Source organism: candidate division KSB1 bacterium, assembly GCA_034506395.1.
Taxonomy (GTDB): Bacteria; Zhuqueibacterota; Zhuqueibacteria; order Thermofontimicrobiales; family Thermofontimicrobiaceae; genus Thermofontimicrobium.
Map to the genome: position 1 here is coordinate 13,123 of JAPDPQ010000039.1, position 23,265 is coordinate 36,387.

The 23,265-nt window shown below is 46.2% G+C and carries 15 protein-coding genes; 5 read left to right on the plus strand and 10 right to left on the minus strand.

Annotated features, from left to right (window positions below; genetic code table 11):
- Positions 1 to 103 precede the first annotated feature (103 nt).
- From ONB37_17755 to ONB37_17785, 7 genes are all read right to left on the minus strand, one after another.
- A complete protein-coding gene (locus tag ONB37_17755; protein MDZ7402008.1) occupies positions 104 to 331 on the minus strand; it encodes a hypothetical protein in 228 nt (75 codons plus the stop codon).
- Positions 328 to 564 (minus strand): hypothetical protein, encoded by a 237-nt coding sequence (locus tag ONB37_17760; GenBank protein MDZ7402009.1) that lies wholly within the window; start codon positions 562 to 564, stop codon positions 328 to 330. The genes ONB37_17755 and ONB37_17760 overlap by 4 nt, the downstream gene beginning before the upstream one ends.
- A gap of 210 nt (positions 565 to 774) precedes the next feature.
- Entirely contained in the window at positions 775 to 1,743 is a 969-nt protein-coding gene (locus ONB37_17765; protein ID MDZ7402010.1) for a glycosyltransferase family 2 protein, read from the minus strand.
- A gap of 119 nt (positions 1,744 to 1,862) precedes the next feature.
- Positions 1,863 to 2,633: a DUF4292 domain-containing protein gene (locus ONB37_17770; GenBank protein ID MDZ7402011.1), complete on the minus strand. Its 771-nt coding sequence runs from the start codon at positions 2,631 to 2,633 to the stop codon at positions 1,863 to 1,865.
- A 235-nt stretch (positions 2,634 to 2,868) separates the two neighbouring features.
- Positions 2,869 to 4,566: a tetratricopeptide repeat protein gene (locus ONB37_17775; protein MDZ7402012.1), complete on the minus strand. Its 1,698-nt coding sequence runs from the start codon at positions 4,564 to 4,566 to the stop codon at positions 2,869 to 2,871.
- Positions 4,567 to 4,917: 351 nt separating this feature from the next.
- Positions 4,918 to 6,321: a Na+/H+ antiporter NhaC gene (nhaC, locus tag ONB37_17780; GenBank protein ID MDZ7402013.1), complete on the minus strand. Its 1,404-nt coding sequence runs from the start codon at positions 6,319 to 6,321 to the stop codon at positions 4,918 to 4,920.
- A complete protein-coding gene (locus ONB37_17785) occupies positions 6,318 to 6,443 on the minus strand; it encodes a hypothetical protein (protein ID MDZ7402014.1) in 126 nt (41 codons plus the stop codon). The genes nhaC and ONB37_17785 overlap by 4 nt, the downstream gene beginning before the upstream one ends.
- Positions 6,444 to 7,180: 737 nt before the next feature.
- Here ONB37_17785 and ONB37_17790 point away from each other — a divergent pair.
- From ONB37_17790 to ONB37_17810, 5 genes are all read left to right on the plus strand, one after another.
- Positions 7,181 to 9,790 (plus strand): hypothetical protein, encoded by a 2,610-nt coding sequence (locus ONB37_17790; protein MDZ7402015.1) that lies wholly within the window; start codon positions 7,181 to 7,183, stop codon positions 9,788 to 9,790.
- 47 nt (positions 9,791 to 9,837) lie between these two features.
- Positions 9,838 to 11,604 carry a CHAT domain-containing protein gene (locus ONB37_17795; protein ID MDZ7402016.1) on the plus strand — a complete coding sequence of 589 codons (1,767 nt, stop codon included), beginning with the start codon at positions 9,838 to 9,840 and terminating at the stop codon, positions 11,602 to 11,604.
- A 516-nt stretch (positions 11,605 to 12,120) separates the two neighbouring features.
- On the plus strand, positions 12,121 to 12,561 hold the full coding sequence (locus ONB37_17800) for a (deoxy)nucleoside triphosphate pyrophosphohydrolase (protein ID MDZ7402017.1): 441 nt from the start codon (positions 12,121 to 12,123) through the stop codon (positions 12,559 to 12,561).
- 138 nt (positions 12,562 to 12,699) lie between these two features.
- Positions 12,700 to 15,342, plus strand: coding sequence for a tetratricopeptide repeat protein (locus tag ONB37_17805; protein MDZ7402018.1), 2,643 nt, complete (start codon positions 12,700 to 12,702; stop codon positions 15,340 to 15,342).
- Positions 15,343 to 15,683: 341 nt separating this feature from the next.
- Positions 15,684 to 17,828 carry a VWA domain-containing protein gene (locus tag ONB37_17810; GenBank protein MDZ7402019.1) on the plus strand — a complete coding sequence of 715 codons (2,145 nt, stop codon included), beginning with the start codon at positions 15,684 to 15,686 and terminating at the stop codon, positions 17,826 to 17,828.
- On the opposite strand, the gene ONB37_17815 is transcribed toward ONB37_17810, so the two are convergent.
- The 3 genes from ONB37_17815 to ONB37_17825 all read right to left on the minus strand — a co-directional run bounded on the left by ONB37_17815 (position 17,781) and on the right by ONB37_17825 (position 23,023).
- Entirely contained in the window at positions 17,781 to 18,401 is a 621-nt protein-coding gene (locus tag ONB37_17815) for a stage II sporulation protein M (protein MDZ7402020.1), read from the minus strand. The genes ONB37_17810 and ONB37_17815 overlap by 48 nt on opposite strands.
- Before the next feature lie 176 nt (positions 18,402 to 18,577).
- A complete protein-coding gene (locus ONB37_17820) occupies positions 18,578 to 19,888 on the minus strand; it encodes a GWxTD domain-containing protein (protein ID MDZ7402021.1) in 1,311 nt (436 codons plus the stop codon).
- A 48-nt stretch (positions 19,889 to 19,936) separates the two neighbouring features.
- Positions 19,937 to 23,023, minus strand: coding sequence for a peptidase MA family metallohydrolase (locus ONB37_17825; GenBank protein MDZ7402022.1), 3,087 nt, complete (start codon positions 23,021 to 23,023; stop codon positions 19,937 to 19,939).
- Positions 23,024 to 23,265 lie beyond the last annotated feature (242 nt).

Consider the following 23,265-nt stretch of genomic DNA (forward strand, 5'->3'; position numbering starts at 1 on the left):
AAAAATGCATCTTTGTTTCAGACTAGGATCATGAACTTTTTCGGTCACACTACCAGGCGTTTGGGATTTCATAGAACCTCAAATAAGAAAGCATTTCCTTTAATCAAGCGTACGCTGCGGCTAATGCCTGCTCCGCCACATCAGGTAGATCAATGGACACAAACGAAGCTGCTGGATAAAGATAACCGTCTGGTTCTGATTTATCTTCATCAATAATCCGAATCATGCCATGCGCCTCTGCTTCGGGATCTGGTAGTTGACGGTAAACTTTGCCCACAATGAGGCTTGCTTGATTGCCTGAATTATTGATACAAAGTACATATTTATTCATCGTATCAACCTCTTGATCTTAAAATCTTTTTGTCCTATACCATGCGCTTCAAACCAATGAACCTCAGCCTCGCAAATGGTACCATCGGCAATTCGCACAGTCGCTTTGCCCTTCATCTTTCTCCAATGACCTTTACCGTATGTTCGCTCCAGATAACGCCTGATGTGCACCCCCCGTCCAGTTGCAATTGTCGTCACCTCTCTTATCTCGCCGACAATTTCAAATTGAGCCATGATGGTTGCTCCTATTAAATCGGACAATATGCAGGAGAATACAAAAAATCGAGAGATGCATTAATAATGGTTCCGTCCCACAAGATGGATCTTTAATATCGTCATTGCGACTCACCTATTGCCGAAGAGTAGGCATGTTTTGATGGCAATTAATGCGTTCTTCATAAAGCAACTGCCAAAACTTCTTCCAACCTTTTTGCAAATGACACGTTACTGTTTGCTCAAAATTCTTTTAATCGAATAATCCGCCTTTTTCTGCTGCGTCTCGGTAATCATCTCTCCCAGCAATCCGATGGACACGAACTGGATACCCACGATCACCAATAGGATGCCCAAAAACAGCAATGGCCGATTGCTCAAAATCCCTTTGGCCACGATCTTATCGATCGCCAGGTAGAGATTGATGATCATGCCGATGAGGAAGGTGATCAGACCGATACTGCCAAACAGATGCAAGGGCCGTTTGCGGAATTTATTCAGGAACACCACCGTGAACAGGTCGAGCAGGCCAGCGATGAAGCGAAACATGCCGAATTTGGTCTTGCCATATTTTCGGGGATGATGGCGAACGACCAGCTCGCCCACCCGATAGCCCTTCCAATGGGCTAGCACGGGGATGAATCGATGCAGTTGCCCATAGACCTGGATGTCTTTGACCACCTCGCTCCGATAAGCCTTTAGGCCGCAATTGAAATCATGGATTTTCAACCCCGATACCCAGCCAGTGACTTTGTTGAAAATCTTCGACGTATTCCGTTTAATAAATGGGTCGTAGCGCTTTTTCTTCCAGCCCGAGACCAGATCGTAGCCCTCGTTCAATTTATCGATCAGATGGGGGATTTCCTCGGGATCATCCTGCAGATCGGCATCCATGGTGATGACGTACTGTCCCCGAGCCGCCTCAAAGCCGCAGGCCAGGCCAGCGGATTTGCCGTAGTTTTTGCGGAATTGGAAGACATGGACCTGATCATCCCGCTGATGCAATTGCTCCAATGTTTGATCCGATCCATCGGTCGATCCATCGTCGACGAAGATAATCTCATAGCTAAAACGGTTTTGTTCCATCACCTGATGAATCTTGTCGTATAGTTCCACCAATGATTCTTGTTCATTGAACAGCGGAACAACAACAGAAATGGTGGGAGCTTTATCTGGCTGATACTTTTTCAAATTATCCATGTTTCACCTGGGCTTATTGCATTGCTGTGAAGCTGGACATTTTCCCCTCTAAAAATTGCCTCAAAAGGAAAGCTTTGGCAGCTCACTTGAGCTCGATCATCTGATCGGTCGGATCTGGCTCAAAGTTCGATCCAGCGCGCTTGCTCAGGAATTCTAAATGAGAAATCCTTTCTATCTAAATGGCAATTGGCCTCGCGAATTTTATAGAGCATGGTGATGCGCGTATTCTGTTGGGGCTGAAAAATTCGGATGAGCCGAGGCAATAGCAATCGGCCCTGTTGCTCAAATTGCTGGTACTCAATTTTCAGCAACACATTATCTTTTTGATCCGCCAATTGAAATTCAGTGATCACAAATTTCTCTGGATCTATCCAAAATTTTCGCTTCATCTGGTCCAGGGATGAGACAATGAGATATTTATTCCGATCAACAGCCAGCGAATCGCGGGTTTTCTCAGCCAAATGTTGCAAGCCCGATATCATCAGCGACAATTGATTCATCGGTACATCGATGGGTATCAGGTCCTGACCAGTATTGTGCTGTGGATCGCCATAATAAACCAGATTCTGAAGTGAATTGTAAATGAGAAATCGCTGCTGGTCGATGAATAAAAAACCATAACCGATTCCCATTGGGCCCTTAATAGTCAGCAAAAGCGAATCGGGTTGTTTGATCAGCAACCGGGAGGGGACGGTGAAATTGAGTTGCGGCGACTCAATGCTGAGTTCCACTTCGGCTCGGACAGAGCGAAATCGCAGGTTATTTTGTTCGATTCGATAGCGAAGCCCGGCGATCGTCACCCCATCCAGTGTTAATGATGGCTTTCTCTTCGATCCCGCACAGCTCAAAATCAAAAGCATCGCTAATAGAAAAAAAAGAGATCGTTTCACTTTCGCCTCTAACCTGATTTTAGCTTTTAGCGGCCAAACTTTTTAATATAATGTCGTTCAATCATCTTTACAATTAAACAAGCTCCGACATGTTTTCTGTAGACCGAAAATAAGTGCTTCCATTTCCTTTACTCGATTCGGCTGATTACTATCGACTGTTTGCTGAATACTGAAAAACTAAGTACTGATTACTGGACACTGATTATTTGCTTTCACTGGTCCTAAATCCCCCTCGTTATTGAATCCCCAATTTTTTTCGCACCTCAATCCGCTTCTCATCCAGTTCAAGCGCTCTTTTCCAGTAAAGGCGGGCATTTTCAAGGTCGTTCAATTTTTCATATACATCGCCAAGATGTTCCATAACCTCAGCCGAATTATCTCGATATTGAACAGCACGAGAAATATATTCTAGCGCTTTCTGGTAATCCCCCATTTTAAAGTAGATCCAGCCTAAGGTATCTAAATAGGCTCCATTTGTGGAATCGACTGCGACAGCTTGTTGGGCCATTGTTAATGCTTCTTGCAATTTGATCCCTCGGACCGAAAGGCTATAGCTATAATTGTTCATTAGGAGCGGATCGTTGGGTTTGGCCCGAAGCGCGATTTCATAGAGGCTATCAGACTTTTGATGCATTTTTTTCTCATCGTAGATCATGGCTAAGGTGCCTAAAGCATCGACAGCATAATTGGACTTCAGGGCGATGCTTTTTTCCAAATAAGGGACAGCTTCGTCAGATTTATGGCGCTGGTTGAGGACAGAGCCCAAAAAGAAATTAATATCAGGATGGTCTGGCAATGCATCGACAGCTTCACGAAAATGGGTCTCCGCCATCTCAGTCTGCTGGCTCCTTAGGTAGCTAAATCCGAGTAAAATCCAGCCACGTGGGAACTCCTTGTTCAATTCAACTGATTTTTTCAGCCATGGAATGGCGGCGTCCATTCGATTGGATTGGAAATAGATCGACCCGATACTGAAGTAGGCGCGAAAATCGTTCGGAAATCGTTTAACGATTTGTTCAAATTGCTCGATCGATCGAGCCGTGTCCCCCCTATCAAAATGAAGCTCGCCCAATCTCAAGTAATTTTCGATGCGCAGGCTATCCCGTGCAATTGTTTGTTCGATGGTCTGAATCGCTTCCTCCCAACGTTTCTGCTTCGCGTAAATCTCATTCAACTCCTCCAGGCAAGTGCCAAAACTCGCATCCCGATTCAAGCCACGTTGATACCAATCGATTGCCGCGGCTGTATCGGATCGCGTCAGATAATATTTCGCCATCCCAAGATAGGCACGCTCGTCCTCTGGATATTGTTGATAAAATTCTAAAAATTTTTTCTCGGATTTATCGAAAAGCTGGTTCTCAAGATAAATATTTGCCAGCCTCAAAAGCATCTCAGGATTCCCATAACCTAATTGCAGCAATTCTTCGTATTGGTTGGCCACCTTCAGATCTTTTTGTTGAGCCATATACAAGGCAATTAGGGCATACCTGGTTTCTATGTCAGAGGGATCTAACTGAAGAATCTTTCGATACACGATCTCAGCATCTTGAAATCGTTGCTGGGCATGATAAATGCTCGCCAAAGCGCGATACGAGTCTATCTGATTGGGGAATCGCCTGATCGCAGCTCTTAATATTTTTTCTGCACTCTCATATTTTTCCAATCGGATATAATTCTCAGCGACTTTATTGTAGATGGTAGCAGAAGACGAATCGTGCAACAACGCTTCGTTGAATTCTAACAGTGCGCTCCGAAAATCGCCAATCATTTCGCTGGTTGTCCCGCGAATGAAATGTCTCACGGCTTCCGGATTGGCAGAGACCGCTTTATACTGCTGCTCCACCGACTTTTTGGTTTGCATTCGCTGGATACCGGCGCAGGCAAGGAACCAAATCCCTATCAGGATCAAAGTTAAAAGGAACTTATTTCTCATTTTTGCTCCATCAATTTTTCCGCCATTTAATAGCGGGACTCCATCTGGTGGTTCTGCTAAAGACCACTTCAGTTTAACTTTTGATGAGATCGGAAGTTTCATCAACTGGAATTCAGCGGCGCTGGCAGGCAACCGCCAGCCCACATTGGCTACTTATGTTCCGATCTGTTCCATCAGCTATGATTAAAGACAGTTATGCTCAATCAATCATAGGTGGAAAATTCAGCTTGGCAAAAGCTGTATCAAATTTAAATTATTCACAAAAATTGTCGCCTGCTTCTGAAAGAAATTCGCTTTCGGCGCATGCCAATGTCTCTCAGCGCTTTGCACTTTTCCCGCCTCAGCTCAAGTTCATTCGTGCGAATTGGTCTGTTCAATTTTATGCATGGTGATGCCAGTGAACCCATAAAATATCGATACGAACGGATTAATAAGGTTCAAGAATGCGAATGGAAGATAAGCGAACGGATGAATCCCTAACGTAGCAAACATGAATGCGCCACATGTGTTCCATGGGACGAGCGGTGAACTGAGCGTGCCAGCGTCTTCCAGGCAACGGGATAGATTTTTGGGATGCAAGCCGCGCTTCTCAAACGCATCTTTGTACATCCGGCCTGGCACGACAATCGAAAGATATTGGTCTGGGGCGATGATATTCATGCTAAGGCAAGTGGTTATCGTTGCCGTCACCAACAGGCCGGTGTTCTTAGCCGCTTTCAGGATGGTTGCCGCAATTCGTTCCAACATTCGACTTTTCTCCATCACGCCGCCGAAGGATAGCGCACACATGATCAACGCCACAGTGGACAACATGCTCTCCATTCCCCCACGAGTCAATAGGGAATCGACCATCTCAAAGCCAGTTTTCGATTCATAACCGCTAAAAGCAACATGAATGACAGTGCCAACATCGCTTTTCTGAAAGATCAGCGCACAAACCCCACCCAGAATCGAACCAGCCAATAGCGCAGGCAACGCTGGCATCCGGGTGATCACCATGACGATTACCAAGCATGGAGGAATTAATAGTAGCGGATGCAAATTAAAATGTTCATTTAGGGTTGATAGGATGGTGGCCACGTTTTCAGCTTGAATCTCTGAGCCAGCATAACGGAGCCCAAGAAACGCATAAATGATCATGGCAATCGTCAGGCTAGGGGCAGTAGTATAGATCATATGCCGGACATGAGTGAATAAGTCGGTACCAGCCATTGCAGGTGCTAAGTTGGTGGTATCGGATAACGGCGACATTTTATCACCGAAGTAAGCGCCAGAAATAATCGCTCCAGCAACCATGGGCAAAGGGACGCCCAAGCCTCTTCCAACACCAATCAGTGCAATGCCGACTGTCCCAGCAGTGGACCAGGAACTGCCAGTGGCCAGTGAGACCAAGCAGCAGATCAAACAGGTCGTGACCAAAAAAATTGCTGGAGATAGCACTTTCAATCCCCAATAGATCATCGTGGGCACAATCCCGCTCAAAATCCATGTACCAATGAGCGTGCCGATGACCATCAGAATGAGACAGGCCTTGAGCGCTAATGAAATGCCATTGATCAGTCCTTCCTCAATTTCGCTCCAGCGAAACCCCAATCGCATCGCCATCAAGCCAGCAACGGCTGTCCCTCCGATCAATGGAATATGTGGAGTCGAGCCGAATTTGATAATTGAGAAGGCCAAAAAAAACATCAATAGGATCACCGGGATAAAAGCTTCGAAGAGAGTTGGGGAACGATGCTTTGTTGTAACGGTCATGAATCTGTTTCCCTGATCAAATTTTCAATGTTAGTTTGGTGGCTGATAATTTTAATGGCTAACAACCAAGCAGCAAATTTTCCATCAAAATTACCCTGTTTTTGAACAACAACTTTTCCCATTTTTGCTAACCTCCGCCAAACGAGCTTATGAACTTGGCTCCTCGAAACAAGCGCAAGAAGGCCAATACGATCGCATCGATCATTGTTCATATGGCTGCTCTCAGTTAATCCCCAAAATCTAGTGGCGCAGAGCTACATGGGACATTTGTTCTGCACATTTTTATCAGAATAGCTTTACCAGCGAATTCATGTTAACGGATGAAAGACAAAACTTGAGAGAATTCGGCTTTGCTATCGGTTCGATTAAACACCTTTGAACCATGCAAGCTATCCAGAAATTCACTCCCCCGATAGAACCTCCACTGATCTTAGAACGGGTACATTATAACAAATCTTAGCATAAAAGTAAAGCAAAAAATAGCCACATCCAACAATGTTTCTGGGTTTCCAAAAAGAATAATTGGGGATTAAATGGGTTGATTTCATTCATCGCAATTCGGGAAATCGAGCAGAATGGAATCCTATAACGGATTTGAACGACTATCTTTTTTTGCTTTTTCTTCAAAATAATCTTATTGTATTTTAAAGAAAAATTATTTACATTATGCGGCCAGTTTTCTAATGGGTTTCTGCTGAAAAATTCCAATAATCAGCCCAACTATCATGCTGTCCGCCAGCAGGCGGAGAGGGGCAATGTGAATTCATTGAATTCCGAATTTTACAATAGAAGCGAATGAGCCTCGTTGATGGATTCATAATAGAGAGTAATTATATGTAACGCAAGAGGGACTTTCACCATGGGCAGATCCAGATTCTTGATGTTGCTGTGTTTAATAATATTTCAGTTTCGCTTGAGTCGCGGTGATGAAATCCGATTTATTCAAGCCCCGAGAGATTCATTTATCCTCAAAAGCTATTCCTGGCAATCGCCAAATGAGTATCGTCCGCTGATCCCTCTCGATGGTGAGTGGGAATATCGAATCAAGGAAAAAGACGTGTTTCGCCCTGTCGTGCTGCCAGCCAGTTGCGATTATTATGGCGAAATCACATTCCGCAAGTATTTCGTTCCCGATTCGAGCTTTTCGGATCATTCTTTTCGGCTGATCTGTTATGGCATCAATTATTCCTGTCGAATTTTCATCAATGATAAATTTATCGGTAGCCATATCGGCGGTTATAATTCCTTTTCATTCGATGTCGCCGATGGGATCATCCATTTATTCAAAAAGAACTGTATCGAAATTAAAGTCGATACGCGGCTGAATAATAAAACTACTATCCCCCATCGCTACCAACCAGAGGCGATGAACAATACGCCCGGGATCTTTCGCTCGCTTTATTTGCTGGCAATCCCAGAACTCTCCATTGAAACGGTGGATCTGGAGTACCAATTGTCACCAGACTATTCCCAGAGCCAATTTGATTTGTCCTTTGTCATTAAAGATCGAATTGAAAATCGCCCAGAAAAAACACCATTGCTCCGGGCATTGGTCTATTCGATCGATTTGCGGGAAGAAAACGAAGATCGACCAATTTATCAGGAACGAAAAGATCTCGACATAAGCAATTATAGCTTAACCCGTACAGTCACCACGCAATTCAAATTGGCTCAACCAAAGCTTTGGTCACCGGATACACCGCATCGATACTGGCTGCGTATTCAACTGATTTCTCAAGGAAAAATCATTGACCAACATGATCAAAAACTGGGTTTGAAACGACTCGAAATTCAAAACGGCGATGTATTCCTCAATAGCCAGCGTCTTATTCTCCGCGGAGTGACCTGGGCTGAGGATTACGGGGCCAATGGAGCTATGTTCGATCGTGCCTCACTACTGGGCGACCTTGAGATGGTCAAACAACTTCATGCCAATGCCATTCGCGTGTTGCATCATCCACCCCATCCAGCGGTGGCATCATTGTGCGATAGCTTAGGGATTATGTTGCTCGAAGAGATCCCGGTGGAATGGCTGCCAGCAAAAAGATTTTCCTCTCCCCTGTTTACCGATCATTATGCCGATTATTTGCGGGAGACCATCGAAAGGGATAAAAACCATGTGTGCATTTTAGGCTGGGGGATCGGTGGGAATCTTTATTTGTCCGAAGCCAATTTCGCTCAACTGTTTGCAAAACTCAAAAGCAATGCGCCGACATTGCCAGGTCAAATTTTATATTTTTGGAGCTCTCCACCGCTATCCAGCAACCATGACGATTCAGCCGTATACCAGGTCCTTTCAGTCCTCGATATCAAGAAAGATCAGCTTCAATCGGAGCTTCAAAAATGGCTTCGGCAGCATCGTGACCAAGCTAAATTCGTGCTATCATTCGGAGCCCCTCTGAAAGCTCCCGCCACAAGCCAACAAACGGGGCTGAATGAAGAACAACAATTACTAAAAATCGCAGAGATATGGCAAACCATTTCCGCTCAGGAGGGGATCGACGGCTATTTTTACACAGCGCTAACCGATTATCTGGGGAATTTTCCATCGGCCCGCTATGAAAATAATATCATCAGCAATCTGAGGCCGTTCGGATTAGCAGATCAGCAACGCAAAAAGCGCGCTGCTTTTGAAACGCTCCGCAGATTGTATCAAGAAGGCAAGGTCAATTATAATTCGATCGCGGATATTAAAGCACAACCCCCAATCAGTTTCCCGATCACTGGTCTAACTATGGTTTTGATCTTCTTATTCATGACCAATACTCGGCGTTACTTTCGAGAGAATTTTCGCCGGGTGTTTGTCCATCCTCACGGCTTCTATGTGGACATCCGCGATGGCCGAAAAATTCCTGGCTCTCATACTTTCGCCATGGCGCTATTCTCATCTGTCGGGATTGGCCTCATCCTGGCCTCACTGCTGAGTTATTTTGGCAACGAGCTGCCAATAGACCATCTGTTGACCTTGGTCTTCCCAGGGGAGAATTTTAAGCGAAAAATCTGTTTCTTGAGCTGGCATCCTCACTCTGGCATTCTGGTTTTTTCTGGCCTCGGACTGGCTCTTTTTCTGCTGACTGGTTTTTATTTTAAATTGCTGGGCCTAATTACTGGCCGACGCTGCGCCATGAGCCAAGCGCTGATCATTCCATTCTGGTTCGGAGCAAACCTAATTCTCTTCGTGCCGTTGGGAATGATGCTATTCCGGTTGTTGCAATATCCAAATTTTGTGCTTCCGATATTTTTGGGGATCGCCCTCTTACTGCTTTGGTTCATATTCCGAATGATAAAAGCAATGCGAGTGATGTTTATCTGGCCGTTGGCTCGCGCTGCAATCGTTCTGATCATCACCACGGCCCTTGTGATTTTCAGCTTGCTTTTTTACTATCAGTCTCATACTGGATTGATCGATTATCTCGATCTTTATTACCAGCTTTATGCAAAACCGTGGCTCGCTGCCCATCTATTTTAGTAGAGTTCGTACAAGTGGCATGTGCCTTTAACTCAAAACGTGTAAAAATGATACCAATCGCTAATACAACCTGGCCCATCATGAAAATTCCAGTAACAGCCTGGTTTGTAATCTTCTTCATCGTCGCTGGGAATTGTCTCGGATCTATTGAATCGTCTGTCAGCACCCAAGAAGCTGCATTAGTCGATAGTATTAAGCTGTTTGAAGCGCAATGCTTTGATTCGATCCAAATTTCCATCGGGGATTATCACCGTGGATTGGCCTATTACGACGAGATGATCGAGCGCATGCTCATGCTCGCTCAACAATTTCCTGATAGCAATTATGTGGCGTTAGCCTATGATTGGCTCGAACGGAAAAAAAATCTCAAACTGTTGACCCTCCTTAGATCGGGCTATTGGCCAGTCTCTTCGCTCGATGGAGATCCGAACGAATCTCTTTCGATGGCGCTCGATCAGCTTCGGGTATCATCAAAGGTCGGTGCAATGCTATTGAACGCGATGAAACATCCGATCGCCATCGAAGCAATAATGGAAAAATGCATTGATGATAAACAGGCTATAATCAATTTCTGGGTGACCCAAGATCGAATCGTCGCTTTTGTGATGTCTTGCGACTCCTTGTCAGTCGTTCAGTGGCATTGCTCCAGAAGATTGGTAGAGAATAAGATAGACCTGTTAATGAAGCCATTTTATAATAGCTCTGATCCGTTCAGATTAGAATTTTCGGTCAAAACCGCTCATGATTTGTACAAACTATTGTTTCAACCATTAGAAGTTCGTTTGAAAAATGCAAAATCCATCTGCGTGATTCCAGATGAGATGTTCTTTGGATTGCCGTTCGAGCTCTTGCTGTGTAGTCTCCCTGCGCATAATTCGGTGAATGAACGAGCGCTCTATCAAGAATTAGGCAGCTTGGATTATTTGATCCGTCACTATGCCACAAGCTATAATTATTCGACGGCCCTGTTGGCGTTGATCACCGACTCTTATCGGAGCATGAAAACGCTGCGCCATCGTTTGCTCACCATGAGCGAGCCATTGGCCCCAAATAAATCTGGAATATGGGCATCAAAACCCCTTTTGCAGGTCAATTGGCGCAACGATTATGAAGTTGAGGAGATCAAACGCGTCTCTCGGTTGTTGTTTCGGCATGATAATCTGCGGCAGCAACAAGCGAACAAATCGTACTTTCTCACTGCAGGGCCCAATTATCGCTGGATTCATTTGACGCTCCCAGCGCCATTAGACAATTCCAATGTTTTCGAATCTGGAATTATTTTCAGTTGCGCGCCTGACGATTCTGTCGGTATCAGCGCATGGTTGACCTTAGAGGAGCTACTCCAGAGCAGTTTTTCTGCGGATTTGCTGACAATGGGAAATAGCCAATTGCTATCTTTCAGTAGTCATGGGAATCCAGGCGTCATTGCTTTGCCCCAGGTATTTTTGTTGGCTGGCGTTAGATCAGTGATTTTTCGGCTTTGGCCAGTCAACTGTTTGTCAACCAGCCAGTATCTGGCGAAATTTTATTGGGAGTTGAAATACAAGCGGCAGACTGCCAGCCAAGCTCTGCAAGAGGCAAAAATAGCTTCATTGAAAGAGACCTTCACGCTCGACAATCGCGAAATCTCACGTGCTCATCCATTTTTCTGGGCTGGCTTCCAGTTGGTTGGAAATCCGCAAATCAGTCCGCCGTCCCCTACCAAGCTTCCTCCCATGGCCGTGATCGGCCTGGTTTATGTGGTCGTCATTCTGGTCAGCCTGGTGATCACTCGAAAAACCATGCCTAAGCATAGAAAACTAATTTTCAAATGAGGCAAGATCAATCGGCTTCCCAATGAAGCCAATCGAGCTCCCAATAAAGATAAGATCGTCAGGTTTATGCGAATGGAATAAATGTTTCGCACAAGTTTGTCAATCCTGCAAATGCAGAGGGCTCTTTCGCTTCCTGTGTAAACAAGTTTCGAGCTAACCGCGATGGGGCGATCTGCCTCTACTGTAACGATTTGGCTTAAAAAATTTTTTGGAGATTGAATTTTTCTGCATCATTCTGACTGATAAGTTCGTCCAATTAACCTGCTGAACCAATTCAATGAGAAAAGATAATAACAGAGCTTTCGATCAGGGCATCGATCCGATTTTTTCAAAAACTGTTTTCCAATTCGATCAGCATATGGAATGAATCGCCAGACAATGGCGGCTTTTTCCATCCCACGGCCGATAGTGATTTTGCGGAAACGACGGTTCGTGGAATTTCGATAGACGTGGAGGAAAATTTTTCTGCAAATTTCAATTTGGGCATTAAATCAAAATTGAGTTTAAATTAGTAGTATGGGACAAACAACCGAGTTTAAACTGCCACACTACCATGTTACGGCTGGTTTGATCCATCACAACGGGAAAATCCTAATCACTCAGCGACAGTTTAATGACGCTTTTGGCGGATTATGGGAATTTCCTGGTGGTAAGCAACAGCCAAATGAAACGCTAGAGCAATGCCTGGTTCGAGAGATCGCCGAAGAACTGGATCTCCCTATTCGGGTGGGGCAAAAGCTAATGAAGGTCTCGCACCAGTATGATCAGTTGAAAATCACCTTGCATGTTTTTTGGTGCACTTGCCTGCACGATCATCCCCAAAGCCGTGGCGTCGCAGCATGGCGGTGGGTCGAAATTTCTGATTTGGGCCAATTCCAGTTTACTGCTGCCGATCTAAAAGTGATCGCGAAATTAAAGCGCCTTCAGGGCAAAATATCCCAATTGCAAGCTGATTGATCAATAAATTTTCTGCCGAATAGCCTAATATTAAAGCAAATGTTCAAATAAATTCGGAGGCTCTGACCATTACCAATCGGCAGTCCAATACGATGAAGTTCTGATCCAAAAGGAATCTTATTGAGAGAGGTGAAGGCTATGAGTAACGGGAATGGAGCGGAGGGTGGAAAACAACGGCATTTAAAAAAATTGCGGTTGTTTGTTGCTGCGCCGTCCGACATGAGCGCCGAGCGAGCTCGGTTGTCTTTGGTGGTGGAAGATCTAAAAGCGCTGGCCAATCACGTTGGCGTTGTATTGGATTTGGTTGATTGGCACCAGGTAGTGCCGGATCAGGGTCGGCCAGAGCAAATCATTTTGGATCAATTGCAGCCGGATAGTTGGGATGTTTTCATAGGTATTTTATGGCATCGGTTTGGAACACCACCGAAGCAACGCGATCCGCAAACGGGAAAAGAATATCTTTCTGGAACGGAAGAAGAATTTCAGGTCGCTTATCGACTGTGGCAACGGCATCATCGACCTCGCATTATGTTTTATTGGTGCAAACGGAGCCCAGCCTATGATGATGTCGATCCCATTCAATTGCAGCGCGTCAAGCAGTTTTTTGCTGGCTTTGCCCCAGCAGCCGACCATCCCGGTCTTTATCAGATATTTGATAGCGTGGAGTCATTCGAACGGTTGGTGCGCAAGCATTTGACAGATTTTTTATTGGAGTATGCCGAACAAGTGAATCAGCAAATGGTAACTCCACAGGAGCTGAGCACCTTTACCGCGCTGATGCCCAATACGTTGCCGCGTCGCGCTGCCTTTTTTGGACGAGAAAAAGAGATGGAAAAAGTGCTTCAGGCGCTCAGCCCAGAGGAACGCGGCTGGGGCGTCGTGATCGATGGGATTGGGGGCATCGGAAAAACCGCGCTGGCTGTAGAAGCAGCCTATCGCTCGAAAGAGCTGGGATTGTTCGATGCGTTCGTGTTTGTCAGTGCCAAACAAAAGCGATTGGAACCGAGCGGCATTGCCCCGGAGATGCGAGCGGCAACCACGCTTGATGAGTTTATTAATGAAACAGCTCGTGCTTTTGGCCAGCCCAACATCAGCAAATTGCCCAGCGAGCATAAAATTCAAATGCTATTCGATGTATTGCGTCGCACCCGAACATTATTAATCTATGATAATCTGGAGACCTTAACCAAGGAGGAACAAGAAGCGCTGGCCGATCAATTGCGGTTTTTGCCGCAGAGCTGCAAAGCCATTCTCACCAGTCGCCGTCGGGGCGGTGAAGGGGCGCTCTGGCTTCGATTAGAGGCACTGGATTGGGAGACCGCCCGAGCCATTATCGAGCATGAGTCAAGCCGCGAGGAACAATTGCGTCAGACGATTCAAATGGCGGGGGAAGCCCGCTGGCGCGAGTTACATCAGGAAACAGGCGGGTCGCCCTTAGCGCTTATCTGGACGTTGGGTTTGATGCGCGCTAAAGGATTGACGTTCGATCGAGCCATGGCCTTGCTTCGTCAAGGGGCTTCTCTTAAATCGCCGCTGCAAAAATTCATTTATAAAGAGGCACGCAAGGACCTCAGCGCCGGGGAAGTAGCGGCATTAAATGCACTTTCTTTCTTTATCCCCTCTGCCACATTCGAGGCGCTCATGGCGGTCGCCGATCTATCTCGCACTGCCTTGGAAACTGTCTTGGAGCGCCTGAACTCGCTGTCGTTGGTGAATCGCGAATTAGGCGCCGAGCGCTATAGCCTTCATCAACTCACCCGCAATTTCGTCCGGGATGAATTGATGGCCGAGCCAGATGTCGCTTTCGAAACTGGGATGCGGTTCGCTCGTTACTGGGTCGATTATGCCAAAAAGTTTGGCGGCTATGATAAAGATGCCTATCGAACTTTCGACCGATTGGAATTAGAATGGGCCAACCTCGAAGCAATCTCGGTCTGGCTCTGGGACACGGCTGAGATCAAGAACGATCGGGTTGGCAATAGCGATGCGGCTCGGTTGCTCGTTGAGCTCATTAGCGCTCTTTCCTTTTTCCTTTCTTACAGCGGCCGATGGGATGATTTCATTCGATTGAACGAACAAGCTTACTTAGCAGCCTCCGCATCCGAAACGTGGCGCAACGCTGGCTGGCGGGCGTTTGATGTCGCTTGGATGCATTACAAGCGCGGACGAACCAATCTGGCCTCAGAATGGTTAAAGAAATGTGTTAAAGCTTGGGAGCGAGGGGGCACAAAGGGCGATGAAGCATCTGCACTGCGTCTGGGTGGATTGATCGCCCAGCAAAATTGCGAATACGCTCAGGCAGAAGAACTGCTCAAAAGAGCGCTGGCCATTCGCCGCGATTTAGGTGCCCATCGCGAAGTCGCCTACGCTTTGAATAGCCTGGGCCAACTGGCGCGAGAACAAAAGAACTACGATGAGGCTGAAAACTACTATCAAGAAGCATTAACCATTGCTCGCGAGATCGATGATAAAGCAGCTCAAGCGATATTTCTGGGCAACCTGGGCGAATTGGCCATCGATCGCAAGCTCTGGCTTAATGCTCTCGAACTCTTTGAGCAGGCCCTGCCCCTGGCACAAAAGGTCGGCAGCATCGAATTGATCGCAGATTCTAAATTCGGTCTTGCTCGCTGCTGGCATGCCGAGAAGCGTGCAGAGCCCGATTTGGTGCAAAGCTTTGCCAGCGAAGCGTTGGGAATTTTCGAGCGACTCCAACATAAAGATCTGCTCAAAGTAAAAAAGTTCGTATCAAAATTAAGCGCAGCCAATCATAAAGCAAAATAATCATATTAACGAGCACTCGCTCTGTTGGATCGATATAAAAAAAATATACTCCACCACTCTGATTCGGTTCGGCAGATCCAAATCGTTCATCTAATTCGCTCATGGGCAATTGAACATGGGATTCAGCAGTATCGGTCATCAATCGTTTGTTGATGCCCTTGAATGCCAACGCCATGATTTCCGAATCGAAGTGCGACTGTTTGCTCAGCAGCTTGTAGCATTAGCTGAGCGACCAAGCTCCATTGCGCTTCACATTCTGGCTTTACATCCTTGGTGAATCGACTAAATTATCAATCCTTGATATGGAACAATTCAAACTAAATTTCTCAGGAAATGCGATTTTGCTTATCATTTTGATGGTCAGTTTGATCGGCTTGACTTGGTTCGTCTATCGATACACAGTTCCGCCTGTCCCAAGTTGGGTCCGCAGGCTGCTCAAGCTGCTAAGGATCGCCGCGTTATTGATTCTTAGTTTCCTTTTATTTGAACCAGTGATCAGCTTATCTTGGTACAAAGCTGAATCGCCAATTGTGGCAGTCCTCGTGGATACTTCTGCCAGCATGTCCCTTACGGATGAAGGCATCTCGCGCTCAGCCCGCGCACAATCGATCATTCGTTCGGAACTCTTTCAGAGAGTGGCCAAAGAGAATCACGTAGAATATTATCAGTTCTCTCATCAGCTTACTCCGTTAGATATTGAGCAAATGGACTCGATCAAATTTGACGGCAACGGAACCGACATCAGCGCGGCACTGCGCCAGTTGAAACAGAAGAATGTAGATCGGTATCTAAAGGCTGTGGTGCTGGTGAGCGATGGGATAAATAACCTCGGCGAAAATCCCGCGAGTGCAGCCGATGAATTCGATATTCCCATATTTCCGATTGGGATCGGACAGCCCACGGAGCAACGGGACGTACGCATCGCCAAAGTGACCACCAATCAAATCACCTATGCTGGCACTGAGGTGCCAGTTGAAGTCTCGGTACAAGCTGCTGGCTTTTCTGGTCAGAAAATTGAGATCCAATTGTGGATTCAGACGCAGGTGGTAGACAGCAAATGGTTAACCATTGATCATGATTTGTACGAAACCAGCGTACGGCTTTATTTCACTCCTGAGCAGCCAGGGCTTCAAAAGTATACTATCAAAATTCCTGCTTTGAATGATGAGTTAACAACGCTGAACAATCAGAACAGTTTTTATACCCAAGTCTTAAAGAGCAAATTAAAGCTTTTGCTGGTTGCTGGCAGTCCCGATCCCGATTTGAAATTTATTGTCCGGAACTTGAGCAGCGATCCCAACATCCAAATCGAGCAATGGGTGGTGAAAAAAGCGCCTTTGTTTTATCAAGGTGATTTTCCCAGCGATCCCAATCAATTGTTCGGATACGATGCGATCATTCTTCTGAATTACCCAGTGAAAAATAGTTCGCCTTATGTCCTGCAAACCATCAAAGCTGCGCTGGGGGCGCGGCAGATTCCGCTCCTGCTCTTAGCTGGCAACGCCCTGGACGCATCATTGCTGCTGCCTCTCCAGGATTATCTCCCTGTCACTTTTTTGAGTGGCGGAAGTGAAGAGCTCTTGGTCATGGCCCGCTTATCAATGACCGGGTCGAGCCACCCGATCGCTCGCATCGTGGATGATGAACTTGAAAATCAGCAATACTGGCAAAACCTTCCACCGATTTACCTATCAGCCATGCGAACCAAACTTCACCCAGGGAGCGAGGTAATCCTTGAAGTAGATCCGCAACAGAGCTTGCTGCGCGGTAATTTCCCTCAGCCTCCTCCGCTGATCGTAGCTCGAAAATTGGGTCAACAAAAATCCCTCACGTTTCTTGGGTATGGTTTCTGGCGTTGGGACCTGTTGATGTGGGGGATTGGGAGATCCAATGAGACGTTGAACAAATTATTGAGCAACAGTATCCGCTGGTTAATCACAAAAGAAGATACGAAACCGGTTCGGATTTTCCCTACCCAGACCATCTTCCGCGAGGGGCAAAAGGTGAGTTTTAACGCAGAGGTCTATTATGAAGATTATCGTCCGAGGGATGGCGTGGAGGTGAAAGTTTTCGTTCGAGGGGGCCAGCGCAGTTTCGATTTTTCGTTGAACGGCATTGGCACTGGCAAATATGAGGGCTCTCTCCCGGCTTTGCCAGCCGGTGATTATTCCTATCGGGGGACAGCGACCTTCAACAATCGGGAGCTCGGAACTGATCAGGGCAACTTCTCAGTTGAACCCTATAGCCAAGAATTCCTCCAAACCAAGCGGAATGATCGGCTTTTGCAACAATTGGCCCTCAAAACCGGTGGCAAATTCTTCACAGAAACAGACTATGATGAGTTGGTGGAGCGCCTCAAATTCCCAGTCCAGCGAACGCTCCAATCTGCGGAAGTTCAATTGTGGAACCGCGCGATCTGGCTGATCCTCGCTGTGGTATTATTGGGGCTCGAGTGGTTGCTGCGGAAACGAGCTGGAATGTTGTGATCTTTTCAACGAAACAGAAATGAGCGCTGCTTCCAACAGAGCAGCGATCCAGAGCAATGGCACGATGATCCGATAATAGATCCCCACGCTCTGCCAAAATACAAGCTGAGCGTCACCCCCTGAGGTGAGGATCTCGAGTCCCAGGCGAAAGCCCAACGCAAGGCTGAGCCAAGCTGCCGGTAGCTCGAAAACGACATGCGGCGCCAAGAACATCATGATCATTGCCTTCCATCCCCCTTCTTGATAGGCGATAACGCCGACATGAATACCAATCAAAATAGCAAAAACGCCTGGAAGCACGACCCCGAATCCTGACAAAACATTGAAACCCAGCGAGAATGTGTTGATCAGAAAAATCACCATAAAAAGTTTGAAAAATCCCGGATTCCGCGCTAAAAATTCTTTTAAAACACGCCGCATCCACTCAGGGTACCACAATAGCCAGCGAAACTGCTTTTTAACCACGACTACTGAAAGTATCAGCCCAGTTATAAAAAGCGCAATAGAGATGATGAATAACTCGATCTGAAACAGCGAGGCAAGCTGAGGAACAAATTTTATGATGGCATCCATTCAAATAATAGCGGCTATGAGTGGTTTAAACTTACCAAAACTGAAAATTCTGTTGTTTCAGATCATAATTCCATTCGCGATTAAGCTTTGTCTGGCAATATAAAAGAAAATTTTTTCCAGCAGCGGGAGATGGTCTCCCTGGCAGTTTTTAGGGTCTGCTATCGCGAAACCCATCATCACTCAATTCGGATCAATTGAAAATCGCCCATGCCGGTTTTATCCTGGAAGAAGAAGCGCTGATCCAATTTGCTATAATACCATATCTCATAAGGGAGGACATTCAGTTGTTCCTGATGCCGCTCCACTTCGGTCGGCGGCCCATATTTAATGTAAACGGCGCCACGATCGGTTTTCCAGCCCTCTTTGTCCAGCACATTGATGGTAAAAACGTTATTCGCAAATTCCACCCGTCGATAAAATTCCTGCTGCAGTTCATTGTACTCGGTCTCTGGAGTGGGATCGCGCTGTTTCCAGAACGCTTTTAGCCAGGCCGATTTCAGACTATCTGGAGATTGGAGCAGATTTTTGAATTCCTTTTCGGAAACATATTCTTTGAGCGTTTCAATTTTCGTTTGCAAATTTAATGAAGAGGGCTCATCATTGCTCCAGCGCATGGAAAATCGCGCCTGAGTTCGGTCATGCAAATTTTGCTGCTCGACTTTGACCTCCAGCATGAATCGGCCTGATGTCTTAATATGCTCCTTAAGATCGATCAAAATTGGAACCACCATTCGATCGGAAGAAAGTGATCGTTGATGCTCTGCCACTTTCTGATCATTCGCATTACGAATCAGATAGCTTAACTTTAGTTCGCCACCCATTGAGGCCGGGTAAATTTCGAAATAGGCCCAAAGCTCCTTCTGGGAATCGCTGAAATGGCGGGTCAAATTGGGACTGAACTGCCGAATATGATCTGAAGAATCAGCGATCACCTGATCGGCAAACACGATCTCACTGAGGGTAACCTTGCTGCGATCTGGTTTTGGAAGAATCAGCTCTTGTTCGCGATGCAGCGTCTTTTGTGTGTCGCGATCCGTCAAATCCAATGACAACTTGTAGCGTCCCGGATGCAACCGAAAATTCATTTGATGACGATTACTCAATTCCCGATCGTTGGTGGATTTGAAATCCGGAACCGTGATTTGATCGCCGACATTCTGTTCGACGACCAAATTGCCCTTATGGTCCAGGATCCGAACGGCTAAATCGTAACTTGCGGTGAAATGCGACTGCCGTTCTTTAACAAATTGCAGGATATCGTTAGCGAAGGCTACGGTTACGTCCAGGCGATAGTGAAATGAAGTTCCGATGCTATCTTCGAGGAAATAGTGGCTATCGTATAAAAATGGTGGTGGACCAAACATCTCTCGGGCTTGTGATGTTGCCACTGGCATCTGCTTCCCATCGATTTGGCCATGCAGCCCTGCCAAGCGACTCAAAACAATGACCATGACTAGAGCGGATTGGACGATTCGTCTATTTTGCATGAAAATTAAGCTCCCTCAGCGTTCGAATCTCATCAGTTCTTTCAGCGATCAGAATTCTGATCCCAATGATACATAATAAAATGGACCGTGGGTGTAGTTCACCAGGTCTGAGGACCAAGCGACATCAAAACGGAAGATAAAGAAGCCGAGATTCATTCGAGCTCCGATACCGTAGCCGAGAAAGATGTCCTTCAATGCGGGAAAACCTGAATCAGTTGCGATCGCTCCTCGGAATTTGTCGCCGAACCAGGCCGCACCAATATCAGTAAATAATGCCCCGCGAATATCTTGAAAACCCAATGGAATCGGCCAGCCCATGAGAAAATAGCGGATTAATGGAAATCGAAATTCCAAATTGTTTAACATGAAGCGATCGCCGTACCGCTCATAATAATAGCCTCCTCGCATCGGCACTTCAAATGAGCTGAAATAAATGTCATTGACATCAGCCACTCTCAGCCCGCCTCGGGTCTTATAATTCAACCAGCCTGAGGTTCCGCCAAGGAAAAAGGTATGGGGGTTTTTGCCCTCGCTGATTCCCGCTGCTAATCGATAGACAAAATTGTAATCCTTTCCCAGCCTGATGTATTTGCGATAATCCACCTTTGCAGTGACAAAATTATAGCTATTGGGACCAATGCCCGGGCTGTAATTCAAACCGAGCATGTAGCGATGCCCATTAATTGGCCCAGTATATCCCCAAAGCACCGTGTCTTTTATATAGTACAAACCAGCCAATAATAGCCTCACTTTTTCAGTGGGCAATTCCCATTGAATTAGATCGCGATCAATTCCGACCCATTGGAGGGTTCCGTCGATCCGACTGAACTTTGAAAATGGATGGGAAGCATACAGATTGAGACCGAAGAACCGATCGCGCGCCCAAGTGGGGAAAAAAGAATTATAGATGTAATAGAAATAGGTATAATGATAGCCACCAATTCCCCAATCAGTCTGCCGCGGCAAATAGAAATACATTAGCTCGTAGTTCGAATTTCTCAGATCATAAAATAGATTGGTATAAATGTCGATGCGATGATTCCCGAGAACGTCAGATAAGGCAATTTGCGTGAGTCCTTGGACTCCGTAAAATTGGCTATAACTGGCTGATCCGTAAAGGATGTCGGGAGAGAATTTCACCCGATATTTGCTGATACGATACTCACCATTTGGCGACTTATATTCTGCCGAGTCCAAAAACACAGATTTTTTGGTCGGCTCGATCTCGATTTTTCCTTCGGCAAATTTCTCGTCGAATACGAAATTTCGAAATAGGCTCTCGTCCAATTTGCTCACGTGATCGCTCTGTTGTTTGGACGCGGCAGCGTAATTGCGCTCGAGCTCATTGTGACCATGTTTCGCAATGAAATTGGTCTCCTCAAGCTTGATAGTGCCTGGCAGAATCTTCAGCGGGTTTTTTAACAAATAGATGTCATAACCAGCGTTATAAAACGACACAAATGCCAATTTGCTTTCGTCCCCGTGCCAGCTTAGGTTGAAAACACCAGTGATGACATTGGTGATGGGGTAATTGATGCCCGACTTCAAATCGTAGATGTAGATATTAAAAATACCAGAAGCATCGCTGATATATGCTAGTCGATCGCCTTTTGGTGAGAACACAGGTGATCCCTCCAGATTTGGTGTCGCGGTGATCCGTTCGATCTGACCGGTTTCCACATCTTTGAGATAAATGTCGAGGTTCCGCAGTCCCTGGTGATAAATTTTGAAATCGCTGGGCAGGTCATTGATGTTGACATATTGGCGACGATCGCTGACAAAGGCGATCTTCTTTCCATCAGGCGACCATTGTGGCTGCAGATCGCTGAACACATCGTCCGTCAGTTTTCGTAGCTCCCGGGTTTTTAAATTATAGCTGTAGATGTCGCCCTGCCCATGCTTGATCCCCATAAAAGCAATTTCATCGCCCAAAGGAGACCAACTGGGAGTAAATACACCATCCAAATCCAGCGCTATTTTTTGGACGATCTTCGCCTTTTTCACGTCTACAATATGGAGCACATCATCGCCCATAGATTTTGCAGCGAAGGCGATGAATTTGGAATCCGGCGACCAACTTATCCCAGCGCGAAGCCAATGCAATTCCTCCAAATCCCCTGACTGCTGGCCGCTCACCAATTTTTTGAGGATTTTCCCATCGATGGCGCTCATCAAATAAATATCGAAATATCCGGAACGATCGGAAAGGAAAGCGAGCTTATCCCCCTTTGGCGACAGTGCTGGACCGCTATTGACAAAATTGCGCCATTTGGTATGGTCGGTCATCCGCTTGGCGATCTCCTCCGGCTCGCTTCGATTGGCAATATCGGGCCAATATTCGCGCTTCAAATGTGTTTGCCACTTCTTTGTCAGGTCACGCGTGTCCAGTCCGATCGCCTGTTTCAAGCCTCGCTCTGTGCTTTTGGACAACTTGATTTTCCCCAACAACTCCCCGATCTTTTCTCCCCCGTATTTTTGTCCCATATAGTAAAGCAGCGACTGTCCCCCTTTGTACGCCATAAAACCATCGAGATAATCGATCTCCGGAACATAGCTATTCAATGTGGCATCACGCATGAACATATCGCTCTCTGTATCCCAGCCGCGGCTCTCATACTCGGCCAATCCCTCAATTAACCACAATGGCAGACGCAGCCGCGCCATCCCTGTGATGATCGATTGTACCCCTGCGCCATATACCATTTGAAGCATTACGGCATGGGTCAATTCATGATGGATCACATGTCGAAATCTTTCCCACTCCCCTTCGTAAGGAACCACCACGCGATTTTTAAAAAATTCAGTAAACCCGCCGACCGATTCCTCTGGCGGATTGAGATCGACATTGGTCTGCTGAAAATCATTATGGCTATTATGGGTGATGATCGTGATCCGATCGACCAGTTCATAACGCAAGTCTTTTTTTAGTTGTTGATAGCTGGCCTCAGCGATCTCCGCAGCAAATTCCGCGATCTTCTCCCCACCTTTCGTAAAATAAATATCGAAATGTTCCGATTGGATGAACTGCCACTCGAAATGCTCATATTGCACTTTATTCTTGCCAAAATACTGGGCAAATATTTGAGACTGGCTCAATAGCACCAGCACCAATAGCACAATAAGAAAATGCTTCATTCTCTTCTCCCTAAACTAGCCACTATTTTCCCCAAAACTTCAAGTAAAAATCTCGCTCACATCGAAGCGAAGTGAAAAAGCAACGATTGACCTGACCAACAGAAATTTCAAGACGAACTGGATTGTCAAAATGAGCCGCGGAACATTTACCCTCCCCAGAAGCAGAGGCGCTACAGCGCCAATAATAAACTTCTATTTCGACTATTTAACTGAAGGCCAGCGAAATTGTTCACACCTGTGCC